This is a genomic window from Stieleria neptunia (genome assembly GCF_007754155.1).
GTDB classification, from domain to species: Bacteria; Planctomycetota; Planctomycetia; order Pirellulales; family Pirellulaceae; genus Stieleria; species Stieleria neptunia.
This window is the reverse complement of the sequence record NZ_CP037423.1, coordinates 6921644-6941125: the sequence shown is the minus strand read 5'-3', so window position 1 is coordinate 6941125 and position 19482 is coordinate 6921644. Positions and strand designations below refer to the sequence as shown.

At 60.5% G+C, this 19482-nt stretch carries 15 protein-coding genes; 7 read left to right on the top strand and 8 right to left on the bottom strand.

All coding sequences use genetic code 11. The features are described from left to right. Positions 1-87 precede the first annotated feature (87 nt). The gene (locus tag Enr13x_RS39570; protein ID WP_145389396.1) at positions 88-471 is read right to left on the bottom strand and encodes a carbon storage regulator; all 384 of its coding nucleotides are present in this window, start codon (positions 469-471) and stop codon (positions 88-90) included. Between the two features lie 335 nt (positions 472-806). Here Enr13x_RS39570 and Enr13x_RS24150 point away from each other — a divergent pair, with 335 nt between their 5' ends. Further along, complete coding sequence (locus tag Enr13x_RS24150; RefSeq protein WP_145389395.1) at positions 807-1082, top strand: hypothetical protein; 276 nt, start codon at positions 807-809, stop codon at positions 1080-1082. A gap of 182 nt (positions 1083-1264) precedes the next feature. Here Enr13x_RS24150 and Enr13x_RS24145 read toward each other — a convergent pair whose 3' ends face one another. Continuing rightward, positions 1265-2758, bottom strand: a complete 1494-nt coding sequence (locus tag Enr13x_RS24145) for a PDZ domain-containing protein (RefSeq protein ID WP_145389394.1) — start codon at positions 2756-2758, stop codon at positions 1265-1267. 497 nt (positions 2759-3255) lie between these two features. Here Enr13x_RS24145 and Enr13x_RS24140 point away from each other — a divergent pair, with 497 nt between their 5' ends. The 4 genes from Enr13x_RS24140 (at position 3256) to Enr13x_RS24125 (ending at position 8102) form a co-directional block, all read left to right on the top strand. Further along, the gene (locus Enr13x_RS24140) at positions 3256-3618 is read left to right on the top strand and encodes an ATPase (RefSeq protein WP_231743753.1); all 363 of its coding nucleotides are present in this window, start codon (positions 3256-3258) and stop codon (positions 3616-3618) included. A gap of 5 nt (positions 3619-3623) precedes the next feature. Next, positions 3624-5075, top strand: coding sequence for a hypothetical protein (locus Enr13x_RS24135; protein WP_197455320.1), 1452 nt, complete (start codon positions 3624-3626; stop codon positions 5073-5075). Between the two features lie 63 nt (positions 5076-5138). Continuing rightward, positions 5139-6158: a FliG C-terminal domain-containing protein gene (locus Enr13x_RS24130; RefSeq protein ID WP_145389391.1), complete on the top strand. Its 1020-nt coding sequence runs from the start codon at positions 5139-5141 to the stop codon at positions 6156-6158. Positions 6159-6422: 264 nt separating this feature from the next. After that, positions 6423-8102: a M28 family peptidase gene (locus Enr13x_RS24125; protein WP_145389390.1), complete on the top strand. Its 1680-nt coding sequence runs from the start codon at positions 6423-6425 to the stop codon at positions 8100-8102. Positions 8103-8393: 291 nt separating this feature from the next. On the opposite strand, the gene Enr13x_RS24120 is transcribed toward Enr13x_RS24125, so the two are convergent. Then, entirely contained in the window at positions 8394-9371 is a 978-nt protein-coding gene (locus Enr13x_RS24120; protein ID WP_231743752.1) for a sugar phosphate isomerase/epimerase family protein, read from the bottom strand. 584 nt (positions 9372-9955) lie between these two features. After that, complete coding sequence (gene hemC, locus Enr13x_RS24115; RefSeq protein ID WP_315856906.1) at positions 9956-10981, bottom strand: hydroxymethylbilane synthase; 1026 nt, start codon at positions 10979-10981, stop codon at positions 9956-9958. 205 nt (positions 10982-11186) lie between these two features. On the opposite strand from hemC, the gene Enr13x_RS24110 reads away from it, so the two are divergent. Then, positions 11187-13928 carry a protein kinase domain-containing protein gene (locus Enr13x_RS24110; protein WP_197455319.1) on the top strand — a complete coding sequence of 914 codons (2742 nt, stop codon included), beginning with the start codon at positions 11187-11189 and terminating at the stop codon, positions 13926-13928. Here Enr13x_RS24110 and Enr13x_RS24105 read toward each other — a convergent pair whose 3' ends face one another. Next, positions 13929-14957, bottom strand: coding sequence for a zinc-binding alcohol dehydrogenase family protein (locus tag Enr13x_RS24105; protein WP_145389388.1), 1029 nt, complete (start codon positions 14955-14957; stop codon positions 13929-13931). 8 nt (positions 14958-14965) lie between these two features. Then, the gene (locus Enr13x_RS24100) at positions 14966-15862 is read right to left on the bottom strand and encodes an amidohydrolase family protein (protein WP_231743751.1); all 897 of its coding nucleotides are present in this window, start codon (positions 15860-15862) and stop codon (positions 14966-14968) included. A 284-nt stretch (positions 15863-16146) separates the two neighbouring features. Between Enr13x_RS24100 and Enr13x_RS24095 the strand changes: the two genes are divergently transcribed. Then, positions 16147-17052, top strand: coding sequence for a sigma-70 family RNA polymerase sigma factor (locus Enr13x_RS24095; RefSeq protein WP_145389386.1), 906 nt, complete (start codon positions 16147-16149; stop codon positions 17050-17052). A gap of 122 nt (positions 17053-17174) precedes the next feature. Here Enr13x_RS24095 and Enr13x_RS24090 read toward each other — a convergent pair whose 3' ends face one another. Next, positions 17175-18089 carry a beta-propeller domain-containing protein gene (locus tag Enr13x_RS24090; RefSeq protein ID WP_145389385.1) on the bottom strand — a complete coding sequence of 305 codons (915 nt, stop codon included), beginning with the start codon at positions 18087-18089 and terminating at the stop codon, positions 17175-17177. A 132-nt stretch (positions 18090-18221) separates the two neighbouring features. After that, positions 18222-19481 (bottom strand): hypothetical protein, encoded by a 1260-nt coding sequence (locus Enr13x_RS24085; protein ID WP_145389384.1) that lies wholly within the window; start codon positions 19479-19481, stop codon positions 18222-18224. Position 19482 lies beyond the last annotated feature (1 nt).

The following is a 19482-nucleotide window of genomic DNA, read 5'->3' as shown; positions in this document are numbered from 1 at the left end:
GATATTTCAGATTTCAGATTTCGGGTGGGACAGGGAATCGGGCCGCGAGTCCATTCGCGGGGCGGGGAGGTGTTGAACGGCCCGGGCCTACGACGCCGAAACGAAACTCGCCAAGGGAGCCGACTTGCCGTTCCGCGATGACGAATCGCTCACCAGTTTGACCTTGCCGCCGTCGGCGGTGACGGATCCGGAGAAGACCTGGGGCTGGGCGGAATCACCTGTCCGCGACCGGGTCGACCGGATTCGATCCGATGCGTTTTGGTGGGCGAAGGCGAATTCTCGCTCGGAAAGCTCGAACTCGACCTCCCCGTTGACCGCTTGTTCGGCGTCCAATTCACCGCGCAGGATGCGGACGTCGCGGGGCGCGCTGATTCCGATTCGAACTCGGTTTCCTTCCACGCGGACCACGGTCACCGTGACGTCGTCGCCAATCTTGATCTGCTGATCGACTTTTCGTGAGAGAACTAACATGGCAGTTTCCTTTGCCGATACCGGCGAGAGAGGGTGAGAAACTCGTCAAGGCTGTCACATCCTTGTACGTGGCAGGGGAGTGATGCAGTAACCGTGCCAATCGCCGCATGAAAATCCACCTGTTTTCCGCAACCTGTTTTCAAACAAGCGGTTACGGCACATGGCGGATCTGGACGCCGGCGCTTGTCGTCTCCAGAATTGGAAGACTTTACACCGATTTGAAAGATTGACGCGCAGCACAGAATCATTAAACTCCTCTGTTGTTGAGAATCAATTTCAACACCGCGCAGTTTTTGACGTCCCTCCTTCATCCGCGTCACGCATTCAGGTTCCTGATGAATTCGACGATTCTGAACGTCTTCCCGAGCGATTCCGGCGACCAGCGGCTGGTGCTTGCAAGCGAAAGCGATGCCGAGGGCTCGAGCACGCTGGTGCTCCGCCAAGAAAGTCGTTCTCCGCACGTCGGCTGGTTTGTGCAAAGCCGTATCGCGATCGAGCCGAATCAGGTTGCGGCGTTGAAGATGACGCTGACCAGCAATCTGGTGAAGGAAGCGTTGCCGGCCGACGAGACGCCCGCGGTGTTGAGTTTCCGCTCCGCCATGGCCGGTTAGTGCTTCGGCCGGGTTTCAACGTTTACGTTGCGGTTGTCGACCTAGAAATCGGGGCAGGCGGTGACTTGTGGAGCGATGAAATAGCCACTGAACCCGCGGATAGCAGCGCGAACCCGCGGATTGTTGGCACCCTGTCATCCGTGGGTTCGCGCTGCCATCCGTGGGAGAATTTGTTCGATGGTTTATTCCTTGAGTTGCGACTCGAGCTGTTGCAGTTGGTCGCGAAGTCGCTGAATCTCGGCTTGCACCGAGTCCGATTCGCCTGACGGGGCAGTTTGCGTCTCGCTTTCCTGCTGCGGCTCCTTTGCCGCGGGAAGCAATTCCGGCTCAGCGGCCTGTTTCGCCTGATCAGCTTTCGGATCCGTCGTGTTGGAGGGTGTTTGGGATGATGGGGCGGTCTGGCCGAACATGCCGCCGAGGACCGAACCGAGGCCGCCGACCAATGACTCGCTGGGGGCGGGCGTGGAGCCGGTGGCGTCCGTCGCTTGACCCGCGACCGCTGGTCCGTCATCGGATCCCAGCGACAGCGTGGCGTTGACCAGACGATTGTCTCGGATCAATTGCAGGTCCACCGGCGCGTTCGTCGAAGCCAGCGTCAGCAGGTCGAACAGACGCTGGGTGTCTGAAACCATTTTGCTGTCAATCGCTACGATGCGGTCTTCGACTTTCAGCCCGGCCTTGTCTGCCGGCGATCCGGGTTGGATTTCCAACACGCGGACGCCACGTCGGCCGGGCACATCGCGGACTTCCGCACCGATCTTTGGCCGTGCGACAGTCTCGGTGGGGACGGCGACTGGATTGACGGCCCGTGGTGACTGGGCGACCCGCGGTGGCTGGGCGGTGAGCGGTGGTGTCGCACCAATCGTTGGGCCTGGGTTGGTGCCGGGTTTGGCAACCAACGTGATGTCTAGATCACTGACTTGTCCTCCCCGCCCGATCCGCAAGCGAACTTGGTCGCCGGGCTGACGAGCGGAAACTTGATCGACCAAAGCGGCCACCGATGGCGTGGGCACCCCGTCGATGGCAAAGATGAAGTCGCCGACGCGCAACCCGTCTCGGTCGGCCCGGGAGTGGCTGGCGAATTCGGTGATTTGAACGCCGGGGTAGCCCGGATCGGCGTCGATCGCCTTGATGCCGATTGATGCTTCGGTGCCGGCGGAGGCCGATGTCGGCCCGGTTTCGTCGTCAAAGTCCAGCGGGGAGAGAATCGATCGACCGAACGAATTGGATCGCGGGGTTGCTGGAGAGCCGGCGTCGGAACGCGGCTGCGTCTCGGCACCCGCCTGTCGAACTCCGCTCGGCCCGATTGCCGGCGTCGGACTGACAGCCGCAGCAACCGGCGGCGTGACGGCCGGAATGCGGCTGACTCCGCCGGCCCCGGGACGAGCCAGGGAGCGATAGCGGGCGCGCGGATTCGTCCGGCCGGCGGCAGCATCCGGGGCCGCTTCGTTTGCCGGATCGCCGGCAGCGGGCTGATTGCCTGAGCCGGGCAGTGGGCGCGCCGGCAGGGCGTTGTTGGCAGCTTCACCGTCTCGCGGTTCCAATTGATCTTGAATCAGCGGCGCGATCCGACTTCGCAGCCGTTGCAGCAGTCCTTGCCCGCGGGCATCGTCGGCGAAACAGGTGGCGGAGACCACGAGCGTGGTGATGGACAGTAGGAGTGGCAGTGAACGCATGGAAAGTACGAATTTTTTGTGGGGCAGAGAGTGTTGCAGTCAAAAACGCAGCGAGCGGAAAAGGGGTCAGGTCTCAAAAATGCGAAGCACCCGTTGGGCCATTTGGTTTTGGGTACCTGACCCCTTTTCCGCGGCACCCGAAATCGAATCGTTGACAAAGCACTCGTGCCATCATACGCCCGATCGGCAAAAAATCGAGGCGTCCGAGGGGACGCCGCCCCCTGCTTGTCGCTCGGGGCTGCATTTTGTCGGGCCGATCCGCCTTGCGACCACCGACGGGAAAAGACTATGCCGGTCCATTGTGGAGAACGACTTGAGTCATTCCGGTGATTTTCCCCTGGTTTTAATCAGGTGAGGTCCGTCGCCGGCGTCGATGGCGTGTCGCACCCCGCGGGTCGTCATAATCATTTGAACATTCGATAAATGCGGAGGCCACGATGGCCAAAGGATGGATGGAACCGGAACAGTGCAGGAACCTCTTGGTTCTTGTCGAGACTGTGACCGCACCGTTATTGATCCAACACCAGGCTCCGGTGTGTTTGGAATTGGACATCGACTTGGAAATCCCCATCCCCTGCGACCACCAACGCACGGCGGATCTGATCACGGCGCTCAGCAAGCAGGCGTTGGAGGCGATGCCTGATGGTGGCGATCTAATGATCACCGCTTGCCAGAGCGACACGGGATTGGAGTTGGAGATCGCCGACAGCGGGACCGACGCGACCAAACGCGAGCGTCACCTGCCGATCGCGGCGGCCGCCATCAACGCGGAGCTGCAGTGGCAGAACTGCCCCCAGGGCGGAGTGGCTGTGACCATTGTGTTTCCCTCGCAATCATCCCGTAGTCGATTGGCAGCCTAAGCGTGTTGCGTCAGCGGACCGAACGATTCAAGTCCCACCTGGACACCGTCCCGCCTCTTTCCGGGGCGTCGGCGTTGTCACGAGCCGTCGCTTGTGTGATCGCGGGGCTGCTGATTCTCGGCGGGATCTATTACGTCACCCCTGCCGGCTCGACGGAATCCATGGAGCCACTCTTCGGCGGGAAGGTGCTCCGAGAGATGGAGCTCAGTCAACTCGAGTTCGCGTTCAGCCGAGCGGGCTTGAGCGATTGGCGACGTGAAGACGGACGGATGTTGATCCCGCGTGAGACCCGGCACGAATACCTGGCGGCGCTCGAGCAAGCCTCCGCGCTGCCCTACGCGTTGCAGAGCAGCGTCGAAGAGGCGCTTGTTGAGGCGCCCTATTTCGAATCGGAATCGGCCCGGCGGACCCGTCACCAATATGCCAAGGCGCGCGATCTGGGGAAAAAGATTGCGGCCTTTGACGACATCCTCTGGGCCAGTGTCGACTATGACGAGCAATCTGCCGGCGGATTTGACGAGCGCAGGATCCGATCTGCCAGCGTGCTGCTGGTCTCGGACAGTGGCAAGCCGATCGCGCCGGGGCGGATCAGCATGATTCAAAACCTCGTCGCCGGTGCCTACGCCGGCATGGACGCGGACCAAGTGACGGTGACGGACACGTCGGCGCGGAAAACGTACAACGGTTCGGACGATCCATTGACCCGCCAGCAGCGTCAAGCGGAGTACGAACTGGAGCAACGCCTGACCGAGCTGCTGGGCGGCTATCGCGGGCTGCACATCGCCGCGCGGTCGGTGTACCGCGAGTCCGGTGACGGAAAACCGATCGCGTTGTCCAAGTCGATTCAGAAAGAATCGACACCCGGTGAGTTTCTGATCCGCGTTTCGGTCGGTGTGCCCGAAAGCCAGTTCCACGCCCAATGGGTCAACGATCATCGCTCCCAACATCCCGAGAGCGCTTTGCCGCTGGCACCGACCCAAGAACAATTGGACGGCGTCCGCGTGAAAGTCATGGACAATATCCGTGATGCGGTCAAACCGTTGGTGGCGACCGCTGCCGACACGGACGAACAAACGGTTCGCGTCTGGAGCTTTCCAGATCCCGACAAGACGCCCAAGTATCCATCACCGGTCGATCGGGTCGGCCAGTGGGCCGGCGTGGTCGGACCGTTTCAAGCCAACCCGGTGCTGGCGATTTCCCTGGGATGCCTGTTGTTGGTCGCCAGCGTCTTCGCGCTCGCCGCCATGCGACTGCGACTGCGAAACCCTGCGATGACGACATCCTCGGTCGCAGAGATGCCAACCCCCGAACCAGCACCGCGACAAACCGATCGGTCTGCCAAGACCATGTCCAACGCCGCGGATACCACCATGCGAGACGACTTGGCCGAGTTGGTCGAATCCAACCCGGAACTGGCCGCACAGATCGTCCACAGTTGGATCGCCGACGCTGCCTGAGAACGTTGGGTGTCCGCCAACGGTGTCCGATCGTTTCAATGACCTGACCCATCCATCACGTCCATGATCACCCCGACCGAAACCCACACCGGCACTCACGACGATCGCGGCGATACGATCCGCCAGATCGCTATCCTGCTGCACACCCTGCCACGACGAACCCACCGTGTCTTGCTGGGACAGCTGGGTAATGATGACAAACAACGCATCGCCCGAGAGATGTCGGCGATGGGTGAAGTCGATGCCATGGAACAGGTCCATGTGATGAAGCGGATGCGCGACGAGCTGCAGACCGAAACCAGCCGTGTCGAAAAAGTGGAATCGGAGATTCAGGACGAAATTCAAATCGGTCGCGCCAGGGTCTCCCCCAAACGCTCCAAATCGATCTACCGAGGTACCGATTCGGTCGCCGACGCCGCGGCGGATTTTCAACGCGAAAGCGGCCACCGCCAAACGCCCCCGACGGAATCGGCCGCGGTCGAAGTGCCGACGGCTGAACACGCCCGGCCAACCGACGCCGATGCCACAACGGCCCCGGCCCCGATGCCGGCCGCGATGCCGGCCGCGATGCCGCCGAACCGCGAAACGGTGGAGAGCATGTTTGCCCAATTTCACCAGACACAAGCCGCCGGCGTGTTGCCGTCGGCGCTGCTCCAACAGGAAGCCCGGCAACCGCACGACGACGGGTCGGACCAGTCTCCCGTGGTGTTGCCCATTGACCAGCACCGAGATGCAGCGGCGCGTCGACAGGGGAGTGATGAACCCTGTGTGGACCAAGCACTGTGTCACCCGGCGGAATTGGCCGAACGCGTTGATCGTTTTCTGACGCAACTTCCGCCCCAGGATCTTTGCCGTGCCCTGGGGATGGTGTCAACCAAACAAGCGTTCCTGGTTTTGTGCGGTCTGCCCAACGAGACCGCGGAAACCGTGCTCGACATGTTGCCGCGACGGCAATCACGCAAAGTACGCAGCGACATGCGGCGGATGGGACAACTGCAGCTTTCCGAGATCGACGCCGCAAAACAAATTGTCGCGCAAATCGCGATCGGATTCACTCCACAGCCGACGTCATTCGCGGCATAGACGTGGGGTAAGCTTCCAGCTTGTCGATCGCAACTTGGAAGCTTACTCTCAATGCCGCTTCGCTTGACGCCAAGCGGAGTGTTGTTGTTAGCGGTAGGGCGCGTGCCCTCCGGTCTTTCGCGGTGTTTTTGAAGCGCGACCGGACGGCTCGCGCCGTTCCGCTAACACCTCAAGAGCCAAAGGTGTTGACATTGAGCTTAGGCGACTGGTTGCAGGGGGATTCAGGTTTTGGAACACCAAGCGTCGAAATTCGGTAGACGAATCGTGGTTTCAACGTTGATGTTGGGGCTTTCGATTTTCTTGGGTTGGTACCAGTACCGCGGGCCGACGCCATTGGGGCCAGACGCCCCGGCCGATCAGCCGTCGGCGGCGCGGATGCGCGCGACGCTGGTTGAATTGTTGGGCGATCCTGCACTGAAACACACGACCGGTACCGCGGCCGGCGAAGCGTTTTTGCAACGCCTGGAACAAAAGCTTCGCGGCTTCGGTGTCTCACCCCAGAGAATCGAAATCCCGTTCGACCCCGAGCGTCAGAATCGACATCCGCGGGGGCGCATTGATTTATTGCCGCCCGACACCGTGCTGAAGAACCTGTGGGTCACGATCCAAGGCTCGGATCCTTCGTTGGCCCCGATTCTGGTTGCCACCCATCATGATTCCTGTCGCTGGGGCCCCGGCGCCGGGGACGCCGGATCGGCGGTCGTCGCGCTGGTCGAACACATCCGCTTTCTGGCGACGACGCCGCCGGTCCGCACCACCCATTACCTGTTTACCGACGGAGAGGAATTCGGGTTGTTGGGTGCCTATGCGATCGCGGCCCAGCAATCGCTGCCGTTCGCCCGACCGGTGTTCGTGTTGAACTTCGATGCCCGCGGCAGCCGTGGCGGCATCCCGATGTTCGAAACACACTCCGGCAACCATGCTTGGGTCAGCGCGTTGATCGACGACATGGCCCGGCCCAAGATCACGTCCTCGCTGGCCGTCACTGTCTATCGGATGCTCCCCAACGCGACCGACTTCAACGCTTGGCATGGCGAACTCGGTCTACCCGGATTCAATTATGCGGTCATCGGAGGCGCCCATCGCTATCACCGGCCGGACGATACGCCGGCCAACCTGAGCGATCGAACGTTGCAACACATGGGGGCGCATCTGTTCTCGATGCACCACGCCATCGATCGCCTGCCCGCCGACGCGGTGCAACGCGTGCAGCAGGAATCCACCCGACCGGCCGGCAGCGCCGTGTTCTTTGATCTATACGGTTTGACCGTGATTCACTTCAGCGAGCGGGTGCAAACGGTGTTGGCGTTGATCGCGGTCGCCTTGATCGGCTGGACTTGTCTGCGTCAACGGTCGCGGCATCGTTGGCGACGTTTGCCCCGCCATGGGCTGAACACGTTGTTGGCGGCGCTGGTCGGTCTGGCCGTCGGACTGGTAATCCATTTCGCCTTGCTGATCACGCCGTGGAACGCGCTGAAATACACGCCGATCGATTTGCCGGCGGGGTTATTCACGATCGCCGCCTCGTTTCTGGCCGCGACGTTGCTGCTGGAGTGGCTGGAATCGCGATCCTCAGCGGAGGAATCGAACGCCCTGAGCGATTGGATTTGGATGGTGACCGCCGCGCTGGGCACTGCGTTGGCCTTGGGGTTGCCCGGTGGCGGCTACTTGTTGGTCCTGCCCAGTCTCGTCTACGGCTTGATTCGCGGCGTGACGGCCAACGTCCGTTTGGCGGCCTGGTCGGGCTGGACGGTAGCCATCATCTTGGATGGCCCGTTGCTGGTCTTGCTGGTCCAATCACTGGGGCCGTGGCGACAACCGCTCTACGCCGTACTGGCCAGTTTGCTGGCGGTCCTGGCGATGACAACCTGGTCGACGCGGAAACGAAAAAAGGCGAGGCCGATTCCGAAGAACCGACCCCGCCTCGCACGGGGGGACGCTTAATATCTCGTTGTTGTGCTTGCTGCGTGTCGCGTCCCTCGCACACCTAGACAGTAGTCCGATTCCGGCGGGTTCCACACAAAAGCTTCAGGAAAAGTGCCGTTTTGACCTTTCCGGTCCCGGAAACGCGTCCGGTTGTTCCGGACGCAACGGTCCTAGCGGTTGTTGGCATCGTTGAAACGCAGGGCGCCGCGGAAAAGGGGTCAGGTACCAAAAATGCGAAGCACCCTTCGGGCCATTTGGTTTTTGGTACCTGACCCCTTTTCCGCTCGGATGAAACGCTAGCGGTTGTTGTCAGACGCCGAGTGCGTTGCGCATCCGATCCAGGGCCGCTGGAATGTGGGCGTAGGGGTTTTCGTCTTCGTATTCCAAGACCACAAACCCCTGATAGCCGCTGTCGCGCAGGATCCCGGCGATCCGATCCATGTCGGCCGGATACTCCGTGCCATCGGGTTTCTTCATGTTGACTTTGACTTGAACGTTGACGGCGAAGGGCACGCATTTCTCCAAATCGCCATAGGGATCGTCGCTGTAGAAATTGCCCGTGTCCAAGTTGATGCCGACCCAAGGATGGTCGACGGCATGGATGATCGGCAGCAGCTGGTCGGGCCGGAGATTGCCGTGGTTTTCGATGCCCAAGAAGACACCCTGCTCGCCCGCCCGCATGGCGCAGCGTTTCATCGCGGCAACCGCCTCGTTCATGCGTTCGGGATGATCATCCAATTCCTTCCCTTTGCCAGCGAAGAACCGGATGTGCGGAGCCCCCATCACGGCGGCTTTGTCGATCCACTCGATCGCCGTTTCAATCTCCCGCTCCATTTTGTCGCCCGCGCCTTGGGTGAAGTTGTTGCCGATGGCGGTGCCGGAAATGGTCACGCCACGCAGGAACGCCTGGCGTTTCAGCTCCAAAAAATACGCGTCGTCGGCATCCGGCGGGAAAAAGTAACTCGTCAATTCAGCCGCTTCCAAACCTTGCGCGACGCAGTAATCCAGGAAGCCCACCATGTCGATCGCCTTGCCCCCGTCGGCGGGTTCCTTTCGCTTGCCCTTCATGAGCGAAAAGTAGCTGCGTAGCGAATAGGCGGCCAACCCGACGCGAAAGCGTGCGCCACCGCTGCGGGCAAACGGTTCCGCAGCCGCGACGGTGGCCGGGGCAAGGCCATCGCCGGATGACGCACAGGCGGCGACGCAAGTCGCGCCGGCGACGGCGATGAATTGACGGCGACTGGATGGATTGGAGACGCGGTCGGATGGCGTGGGACGTGTCAGCACCGGTGTGTACCTTGGGATGTGGGGGACGAGGGGGGATGTGGAACGGATGCAACGTTTTGTCGACCGATTTTAGCGTCTCGCGGCGCGCTGCATCACGAATCATCGACGCGTACTGTGTTGCCTGCGGCCAGGGCTAACGAAATATCGAAAGTGTTGGCGGAACGGCGCGAGCGGGCTGTCGTTTTTGTCGGGATTTGCTGAGTCAATGGTGAGCCGCTGGCCGTAAGGCCCCGGACAGCGTCGGAATGCCCGGCCGCTTAGGTGTCGCGGCTCACAAAATCGACAGCCCGCGAGCCGTCCGGTGGCAGATCGCAAACAGCTGCAAGACCGGAGGGCTCGCGCCCTGCCGCTAACAAACAACGCCCCGGTTGGTGTCAAAGGCGGTGGCATGGGGCTTGCGCAAACGGTTAGAAACGTCAATTGTATAAGTGGCGGATTTGATCGTCGCGGAAGGCGCTAAGACGTTCGCAGCGCCGGCCCTCTCTGGCGTTTGCTTGCTGCGCAAACGCCGTCTCTCCCAGAGGGAGAGAATCTAAATGGGTTGCAAAATCCTGCAGCAAAAGAATCGACGTTCCGACCATGGCTCACCGGCCGGCTTCGATCAGCGGTCTGGCTCCCCGGTCGATCAGCATCTCGGCGACCTGCCGCCCCAACGCGATGGCCGTGGTTTGCCAATCGTCAGATGCCAAATCCAGGGGCGTGTCGGCTTCGGATTCCAAGCAGACCTTGCCATCGAGCGACAACACGCGGGCGACCAAATGCAGGACCGACACGGTTTGCCCGTCCGCGGCGACTTCGGAAACCGTTCCCAACGCGGCGATGGGGGCTAAACAGCCGCCGTGAAGCTGCGACAGCAACGTCCGTTCGGCCAGCGTGCAAGCGGCCGAACGGGGAACATTGATCTGCGAGACCACCGCGACGGCATCGCTATCGTCGCCACGGACTTCGATCGCCAAGGCGCCTTGTCCGGGAGCGGGCAACATGCAATCCAGCGGCAGCACCGCGCGGGGCAAATCATGCATCTCCAACCGCTCGATGCCTGCCGCGGCGAGAACGATCGCGTCGTAGTCGCCGTCGTGCATTTTTTGCAGCCGTGTCTGGACGTTGCCCCGAATCGGTTGCACGTCCAGGTCGGGACGGAGCTTCAGCAATTGTGCCGCGCGGCGGCGGCTGCCGGTGCCGATCCGGGCGGCTTTGGGCAACGCGTCTAGTTCCACCCCCTTCGGCGAGACCAGGCAGTCGGCCACCGTTTCTCGCGCCGGCGAGGCGACCATGCGAAGGCTCGGGTGGGCTTCGGTCGGCAGATCCTTCATCGAATGCACCGCCACGTCCCCCTCGTCGTCCAGCAGGGCCTGCTGGATCCGTTTGGTGAAGACGCCGACGGAGCGTTTGCCGTCGATCGGCCGCATGTCGACATCGCCGCTGCTGACCATCGGCACGATCCGCGGCGCAACGGTATGCGTGGCCAGCAGTTGGGCGACGTGCTGTGCCTGCCAAAGGGCCAGTGGGCTTTCTCGGGTTGCAATCCGAAGGACGCGGGGATCCGACGCGCCCGCCGGTTGATCGCAGGGCTCGCGGTTGGATATTGACGATTGATCCGGTGCTGGCAAGATAATGGGCCGAGTTCGTGTGAAGGCTAACGGACGAGTCGGCCGACAACCCGCCGACTTCGTATTCCGACGTCTTAGAGTAACGTGCCTGATCCAACTCCGACAACTCCACCGGTATTTCGATATATTGGAAAGGGGGCGATCGGGTGGACGGATCTCACTCGACCATCACCTGACCCCCGTCCCTCCTGCGACGACCAACAATTTGTCCCGCCCCATCCCAGATAGCGATGATTTGACGCCCGATTCGCTTTCCAGCGAGTTCGAAGGCCGCCTCGTCGATTCGACGGAACTTGGCAGTGCGCCGACGTATAGCGAAGCGGTCGCCGCCGATCCCGCGACCTGCGAACTCGGCGACCTTTCCGAGCCGGAAATCGAACTCAGCGTGGCCTCCGATCAGCCCATCGAAGCGGTGCAGGCCGCCGCCGTCAGCATGCCGGGAAAACGCTCGGCGAGCTCCGAAGCCACCGTCCCCAAGCAGATCGGCGAGTATCGCATCACGGGGCTGATCGGTTCGGGCGGCATGGGGCAGGTGTTTTCCGCCGAACATGTGCGGATGCAGCGCAAGGTCGCGCTCAAGGTGTTGCGGAGCGATCGGATCTCGGACGAGGCGTCGGTGGAGCGGTTTTATGACGAAGTCCGTGCCGCGTCCCGCGTCATGCACCCGAACATTGTCACCGCCTTTGACGCCGGCGAATTTGGCGGGATCCACTATTTGGTGATGGAGTATGTCGACGGTTTGACGTTGACGAAACTGGTTTCCAAAAACGGTCCGCTGTCACCCGGAATGGCCGCCGCGATCGTGCGACAAGCCGCTCTGGGGCTGTTGCACGCGCATCGCGCCGGCATCGTGCATCGCGATGTCAAACCCGGCAACCTGATCCGCGCCGTCGACGGGACGATCAAGGTCTTGGATTTGGGGCTGGCTCAAATCAGCAACGTCCTGTGGTCCGAAGACGGCCGTGAATTGGGCCGCGTGCAAGACCCCGATTCCCATCACAAACGCAAGGGACGGCTGATCGGGACGTTGGCCTACATGTCTCCCGAACAGCTCGAATCGCCCGACGACGCGGACCCCAGGAGTGACATTTATTCCTTGGGGGCGGTGCTGTTCTTTCTGTTGACCGCCAAGCCGCCGTTTCAGGGGGAATACCTGGACCAGGTCTATGGCCATCGTCACGGCGAGATCCCCGATCTGATGCAACTCCGCAGCGACGTCGACCTGGGGCTGTCCAATCTGCTGCGTCGGATGATGGCCAAACGGCTCAGTGAACGCTACGCGTCATTGGACGAAGTCGTGGAAGATCTGGGAGCCTATGCCGAGGAATCGCATAGTCCCGCCTGGTTGGCGGAATTCGTCAATCGACAATCCAGCGTCAACGATTCCACGATGTCCGGCGGCTCCACGGCGATCGCCAATCAACCCGTGTTCGGAATCGACATGGGGATGTCCTACGCCGCGGCGGCGGAATCTGTGCAAGGGGTCGGCATCCACAACTTGGTCGCCGGCGCCGAGGACCAGCCTTTGTTCCGGATGGTGATCGCCAACGATCAGGGGCGACTGTTGTTTGACATGGACGCCAACCAGATGCGCCGGGTCGCGCCGAAGAACGTCGTGCACTGTCTGCCGATGTACATCGGCAAAGACGTGGTCCGCCGCGAGATTGCCGGAAGCCATTGTCCGCCGGAAGTGCTGTTGGCGTTGGCGATCCGACGAATCGTCTCCAACGCCTGGCCGGGACGCGCCATGCCCAAGTTGACGTCGATGGTGGTCCCGGCGTGTTACGACCAATTTCATCGACGCAGCATCAAGCAAGCCTGTCGTATCGCGGGGCTCGAATCCGTTCGTCTGGTCGACCGAAACGTCGCAGCCATCCAGTCGCTGTTGTTGGATATCGATGGCGTGGTGTCCAGCGAGAATAAGCCGATCGACATCAATTCGGCTGAAACGATGCTGTTCATCGGATTGTCGGGGCAAGCCACCGAGGTCGCCTTGGTGCAACGCGACGGCATGCAGTTGAAACAACTGGCCAACGCCGGCCATTGGCATACCAGCATGTTGAGCTGGCAACACCGATTGGTCACGCTCGCCGCCGAGGGGTTTCGAAAGCGCCATGGTTTCGACCCGACCGAAAACACGATCCAGGCGTCGCGGTTGCAGATGGCTTGCGAGCACGCAATGAACTCGTTGCTCATGCTGTCGGAGGTGACCATCAGCATTGAAAAAGACGAGCGCGCCCATTCGATCACGGTATCGCGAAAAACGTGGCTGGAACGATGTGCCGATCTGATCCACGGCATCCGCCGCGACATGCACGCGGTTTGTCAGCAAGCGGGAGTGCATCCCAAGAAAATTGATTCAGCCGTGATCCACGGGCCGCTGTTGCGGATCGATGAATTGCAGACCCGTTTGTTCAAGAAACTCTCGCCCGATCTGGACGTCCGTGTCGTCGATCACAGTGACATCGCCCGCGGTGCGGCCGCCTGTCTGGCCGCCGAACTGCCGCAACGCAGCGATCTGCTGTTGCCGCCGCGATGCGTTTCCAGTCAAACGATCGGAATCGTGATCGAAGACAGTCGCGGGCGGCGGCGGATCTTGCCGATCATCCCGCGGGGCGAAAAATTGCCGGCACGCACCAACCGAAAGTTGACGATCGCCAAAAATCGCTTCTCCATGACCCTGTCGGTCGTCGAATCCTCCGGCGTCCAAGGCGACAAATGGCACTCGCTGGGACGCTACGAATTTCAGGTCGACAAGGATTCCAACAATCAACTCAAACGAACACGATCGATCGGTTTCGAATTGAACGTCGATGGATTGCTGACCGTCCGAGCCCAGACGCCGGGCACGCCCGAAAGCAAGCGCCTGCCCATCATTCCCGAACCGCTGTTGGATCCCCTGGACGAACCCGATTGGGCCCGCTGGGTGGCCGGATTGGATCTGTGATCAATCGCAAACGGAAATCACCGCCTTGATGACCCCGGTTTCCGGCTTCGTGTAGGATTCAAAATCCGACAGGACGCGGTCCATGTCGGTTCGGTGGGTGATCCAAGCATCGGTGTTGATCATCCCCATTTCGATCAATTGAATGATCCGGGTGAAATCGCCCGGCAGCGCGTTTCGTGATGCCAGGATTGAAGCTTCCGGCTTGTGCATGGTCGGGTGTCGAAACGTGATTTCGTCGGTCGTGATGCCGACGTAGACCAACGATCCGGTGCTGGCCAAATAATTCAGCGCGCCGCCCATCGAATGGCGGTTTCCCGTCGCGTCGACGATCGATTGATACAGATCGCCGCCGGTCAGCTCACGCATCCGCTCCAATTCGCTGCCATCCCCTTTGAACTCGATGGTGTTTTCGACCCCGTAATTCTGTCGGACGAACTCCAGCCGATCGGGATTCATGTCCATCACGCTGATTTTCGCGCCGGTGAATTTTGCAAACTCCAACGTCGCCAATCCGATCGGCCCCATCCCGATGATCATCGCATGATCGGCCGGTTGTGGATTGGCACGGTCATTGGCGTGACAACCGATCGCCAGTGTCTCCACGAGCGCGAGTTGGTCGAACGTGAGTTTCTTGGACGGGTGCAGTTTGTCGGCGCGAACCAAAAAGGATTCGCACAGCCCGCCGTCCATCATCACCCCGATGACTTTCAGGTTTTGACAACAGTTCGTCGCGCCGCGGCGACAGGGGTAACACGTCCCACAGTTCATGTAGGGCTCCACACTGCAACGGTCCCCGGCGACAACATTCGTCACGCCTTCACCGACCGAAACGACCTCCACGCCCAACTCGTGGCCGGGGATGCGGGGGAAATCAAAAAACGGAAACTTCCCCAGGTAGCAACTGATGTCGGTTCCACAAACGCCCATCCGGTGCGTTCGCACCAGGGCTTGTCCGGGCCCGGGGGCGGCCGGCGGGTCGATTTCGATCGGCTTTAGCGTTTGGACTTCACTGATTTGTATCGCGCGCATGTTCGAATTTACTCCAAGTGATAAATGCGTTTGGCGGTACCGCCAAAAAACTGTTTTTGTTCGTCGCTGGACAGTTCGCCGGTCAAGGACCGGACCGCCTCCAGCCATCGTTCGTAGGTTGATTTCAACAGGCAGACGGGCCAATCGCTTCCATACATCAATCGATCGGGGCCAAACGCGTCGAGGACGACTTCCCAATAGGGCCGAATCGTTTCAACGTCCCAGCAGGTGTCGCGGACTTCCGTGACCACGCCGGAAAATTTGCAGGAAAGATTCGGCAAGGCAGCGATCTGGCGGATTTGTGATGCCCACTGACGATCGAGCTCGCCGTCCCGGATCGTCGGTTTGGCGATGTGATCGAGCACCATCGGGATGTCGGCGTGTGACCGCACGAACTCGATGGAGCTTTCCAATTGCCGTGCGAAGATCAAGACGTCGTAGACCAGCCCGCGTCCGGCCAGTTTGCGGATGCCCGAATTAAAGTCCGCGCCCAGAATGAATCGATCGTCCGGTTCATCCTGAACGACGTGCCGCAACCCCTTCAGTTTGTCGTTGTCGGCGAATCGATCCAGTTGGTCGCTGATTTGATCGGACGCAAAATCGACCCAGCCGACCACGCCTTTGATCAATGGTTGTGAATCGGCAAGCGAGAGCAACGTCTCGGTTTCTTCCAACGATTGCCTGGCCTGGACGGTGACGAAACCTTCGACCCCGTGTTCGTCGGACAGCCTGTTCAAGTCGTCGGACCAAAAATCATTTCGCAGCACCGACATCTTGTCACTGATCCACGGATACTGCTCGGCGGAGTATTTCCAAAGGTGATGGTGGGAGTCGATCAACATGTCGGGAAAACAACCGTGCGGGGAGTCAGTTTCGGTTCCGGGGACCGACAAAGTAAACGGCATTGGTTGACCGACGACAAGCCACCTTCGCGCCGCTCGGGCTTCCCAGCCGCGTTTTGTGAACAATCGGAAGGACCGGAACAATCGCCAACGCTGGCAAACCCGTGACCGATTCACTGGAATTGCAGTTTCGCCGACCTGGGATCCGATGCTGTCCTTACGGCATCCCCGAATGCCGGCTGCCAGCTGCTCACGTACCTCTCTCCGGCAGTCGCCCGTCAGCGGTGACCACCGGCGCACGTCCGCGGTGGCGGTGGTCGCACCGATTCAACCTACCAAAAATTCTCATGTCTGAATTCGTCGCCCCCTCAGTTGATCCGGATCTCGCTGATGTCAAGAAAACTCGCAAGGTGAGTCGCAGGACCGATGCGGCGCAGTCACCGCTGGAGACCTATCTGCGTGAGATCAACGAGACGGCATTGTTGACCGCCAAAGAAGAGCTGGAACTGGCCGCCCAGATCGAACAAGGCGATGTCGAAGCACGCGATCGGATGGTCCGCGCCAATTTGCGTCTGGTCGTCAACATCTCCCGCGGCTACACCGGCAAAGGCCTCAGCCTGCAGGACCTGATCGAAGAAGGAAACCTGGGGCTGTTGCGGGCCGTCGAAGGTTTTGATCCCACCGTCGGGACCCGGTTCAGCACCTACGCCAGTTACTGGATCAAACAGTCGATCAAACGGGCGTTGATCAACAGCGCCAAAACGATCCGAATCCCGGCCTACATGGTCGAATTGCTCAGCAAGTGGCGTCGTGCGACCGCCCGGTTGAGCGAAGAGCTCGGCCGCACCCCGACCAACGAAGAAGTCGCACGGGTGTTGGGATTGCCCAAGAAGAAGCTGCCGATCATTCGCAAAGCGATCCGAATCAGCAACAGCACGCCGCAAAGCGACCAGAGCGAATCGGGATGGTCGCTCGGTGAGATGGTCATGGACGAGCGTTTAAAAGCTCCCGACGAGATGATGCTCGATCACGACATCTTGCGTCACGCCATGGAACTGCTGGGCGATTTGGAAGAACGCGAAGCGATGGTGTTGAAACTACGCTTCGGCCTGGACGGCAGCGAGCCGAAGACGCTCAAAGAAATCGGCGCCGAACTCGGCCTGACCCGCGAACGCGTCCGACAGATCGAAACCGAAGCCCTGCGGCGGCTTGCCGACGGATTGACCGATCCACGCGAACGTTTCGGCGTTTAAACAATCAACTCAAGGTGTTAGCGGAACGGCGCGAGCCGTCCGGTGTCAGCGTGAAAGCACCTTGCAAGACCGGAGGGCTCGCGCCCTGCCGCTAACAAAAAGCCTGTTCACCCGACGCTCCGCTAGCGGAGGACCACGGAGTTGGACACCGAATTGCCCAGGTGCTCAAAATCGGTGAACGACCAGACGACGTTCTTCTTTCGATCGATTTCGATGATTTGCGGTTGGCCTTCGCCGGCGTGACAGTTGCCGACGATGATGTTCCCGTTGTCGAGTACCTGCAACGTCGTCACCCAGGCCAGCGTGATGTCTTTTAAATCGTGCTGGTCGACTTGCCACACGATTTGTTTTTCCGGCGTGACCTCCAGGATGCTGTGTCCGTTTCCGGTCGCGATCAACGTGTTTCCATTCTGCAGACGCAGGGCGCTGAAGACGGAATCCCCAAACGCTTCCGGTCCGTGTCCGCCTTTGGGCTGCTTGCCGAACAGCGGCACGTCATACTCCCAGACGATCTTGCCGTCACGATTGTACTCGCGGACAAATCCGTCGCCCTCTTGAGCGACCAAATACGTCCATCGGTCGCCGTCGATGATCGGGCGGACCAGACGCGTGTCACGGTGGGGATGGGGGCGATCGCGTTGGAGGTCGAACTGCTTGTGAATGTTTCCGTCGCGGTCGATCTCATAGATCTTTCCTTCGCCGCTGAGCGCCACCATCACCTGACCGTTGGGCAACAGCGCGATCGAGTGCAATTCGACTTTCTTGGCAGTCGCCAACGAACGCGCGTCGAATCTCCAGACGATCTCGCGTGACTGCGCATCCAATTCGACGATTTCGGTTCCCTGGTGCGTCAGCACGTTGCCGTTCTCGAGCACGTGAATGTCATGGGGTGCCCCCTTTAGCTCCACCTTCGCCGTCACCTTCCCTTCGGCATCAAACCAGAACAGCAGGTTGCGTTCATTGGCCACCAGCGGAGAACCGGCGGCAAGCGGGGCGGCAAACAGCAACGCCAGGGACAGGCAAAGGATCGATCGCATGGATGGAAATGGGGGGGAGCGAGGGGAGGGGGCTGACTGAAGTGGGGCATCATCCGTGTCGATGGAACACGGCGTGGGTGCGGTGGATTGTAACGGATTCGTGCCCGAGGCGGTCCGACGGGGACACGCGAGCTACACCGCCAGGGGAACATCGCTGTCAAAATGGGGCTCGATCTCCGCGAGGCTCGGCAGACCGGATCGTGAGAGCAACTGATCGAGTTGTTGTCGGCGTTGTTGGGGATCCAGCGGTCCGGCGGCGGCCGGTTCGTTCTCGTCAGGCATCGCCGGGTCGCGATGGACCTCGGACAGCGTGGCGGCAAAACCACGCCGAAATTTTCGCTCGATCAGTTTGAACGTGATCACCACCAATGCCACGATCACGCCGATCGTGATTCCCCCCGCTTTCCAATTCCCGGAGATCAAGGCAAAGATCACGAAGGGCAGGCAAATCAGCACCGTGACCACGGTCACCAGTTTCGCCATCAAGCCCTTGAAGGATTTCCCGAGTTCGCCGAGCATCGTCGAGGGATCGAAGTTTTCGGTCATCAGCAGCATCGGGACCAGCGTTCCGAGCGCCTCTGCGGCCGTCATCGGTGTTCCGGTCGGGCCGCTGAAACGGCACTGATGCTCGTACCCGTCGGTTTCGAGACACTGCACGTCCCAGCCCGGCCAATGGAGTGCCATTTCACCGGCGGCGGCACGAATGTCGCGGCCTCCCCAGATTTCGATTCGTCGCTCGGGCTCGTCGACGATGATCGCTTCGATGACGTTCTGTTCGGCGGGCACGTCATAGGCGGGAAGTGATTTCAATCGCGACAACGGGTCGTCTTCGTTTCGAATCACGTCCGAGGTGATCTCTCCGATCAATCGATGGTGGATCAACTGGTCTGCATCCAGGATCGTCACCCAGGCGAAACGCTCCTCTTCGTCATCGAGATCAAACTGTTCGCAATGCGGAGACTCCTCGTCGAGCGTCTCACTGCGAAATTCCAGCGGATCGACGCTCTCGTCGATGACTTTCAACCGTTGCTGGCTGGCGTGGCTGATCGAATCGCCGGCGGCAATCTGCAGATCGCACATTCCGTCGGCGTACAAGATCTCGAATCCCTGCCAGGCTTCGGCGATCAACGTGTCGAGCAACTGCATCGTTCGCGGCTGATCCACCGGCTCCTCTTCGCTGTACCAAAGCAACGCTTGGGCATCAAAATCGATCACCGCGCCGGCTTCACAATCGGTGTCGAATTGATGGACCGGTTCGCGTCCGGCGAGCCATCGTTCCAATGCATCTTGGCCCCAGATCAATTGACGCGCGAAACACACCGATCCGAACGGATCAATGTAAATCGTTGTTTCCCCGTCGCGAATCAACGCAATCAGTGCGGGCTGGATCATC